This is a genomic window from Gluconacetobacter tumulicola (assembly GCF_014174215.1).
In the GTDB taxonomy this organism is placed as follows: domain Bacteria; phylum Pseudomonadota; class Alphaproteobacteria; order Acetobacterales; family Acetobacteraceae; genus Gluconacetobacter; species Gluconacetobacter tumulicola.
Genome location: NZ_JABEQL010000071.1, coordinates 1 through 1,144 on the forward strand (window position 1 = coordinate 1; position 1,144 = coordinate 1,144).

Genomic DNA, 1,144 nt, shown 5'->3' on the forward strand with positions numbered 1-1,144 from the left:
GCGTTCCTGCGCTTCCACGCTGCGGCGGATACGGCCGAACACGTCGATCTGCCAGCTCGCACTCACCCCGTAGGAGAGATAGGACGCGCCGGGGCGGTTGGCCGGGTTGCCCGGCCTGATCGGCCAATTATCCACGTTGATGGAAAAACGCGCGTCGCCATTGGTGGTGTTGGCATCGATCTGCGGATACCAGGCCGAAGCCTGGCTGTCGCGCAGCGCCCGCTCGGCGAGAATGCGCTGGCCGGCGATCTGCAGGTCATAATTGCCGCTGATCGCGCGATCGACCAGCCGGTCCAGTTCCGCATCGCCGAAGCGGTGCCACCAATCCTTCAATTCTGCATTGGTGCGTGCGATTTCGGCCTCGGTTGCCGGATGCTCGTCCTCGGTGAAGTGCTCCGGCACCTTCATCCGGTCGGGCTGGTAGCGCGGGCCGACCGTGCACCCCGCCATTACCAGCGCCGAGGTGAGGACCAGGCCGGCCCGTCGGGTCTTCGTCGTCATGATCATGATTGTGAACAGACCTGAATATACACGGACAAGCGTCGGCTTGCAGACGTGGGCTGGTGAGCGAGAGCTGCACGCAGTGCAGCGCCCGGCGTGGGTCCGCGAGCACCGGAGCGGAGCGGCCTTGACGGCCGTGAGCACCGGAGCACAGCGGACGCGCGTCGGATCGCCACCAGCGCGCGTCTGCAAGCCGACGCGGTCACAGGTGGTCTTGGAGCCAGGTGGTGAGCTGCCCCTTCTGGCTGCGCGATTGCGGGCCGACGGTCACCGTGCAGGTCATGCCCGCCGCCAGCGTCACGCTGTCGGGCACATGGTCCAGATGGATGCGCACCGGAATGCGCTGCGCCAGGCGCACCCAGGTGAAGATCGGGTTGACGTCCTGCAGCCCCAGCCGGTCCGGATTGCCATTCTGGTCGTTGATGCCGCGCGCGATGGAGACGACATGGCCGGGGATGATCTGCTTGTAGCCCATCAGCTTGACCCGGGCGACGTCGCCGACATGCACGCCCCACATCTTGGTTTCCTCGAGATACCCGTTCACCCAGTAGGAATCGGCATCGATCACCGCCAGCCGCGGCTGGCCCGCCGTCAGATAGTCGCCCACCCGCAGGTTCAGGTTGGTCACATAGCCGTTGACCGG

2 protein-coding genes are annotated in these 1,144 nt (G+C 65.9%); both read right to left on the reverse strand.

Features of this window, described 5'->3' with window-relative positions; genetic code table 11:
* A partial coding sequence (locus HLH29_RS19270) for a TolC family protein (RefSeq protein ID WP_408871997.1) occupies positions 1 to 501 on the reverse strand: 501 nt, incomplete at its 3' end.
* Positions 502 to 703: 202 nt separating this feature from the next.
* Positions 704 to 1,144: HlyD family efflux transporter periplasmic adaptor subunit (locus HLH29_RS19275; protein ID WP_182968982.1), on the reverse strand; the 441-nt coding region annotated here is incomplete at its 5' end.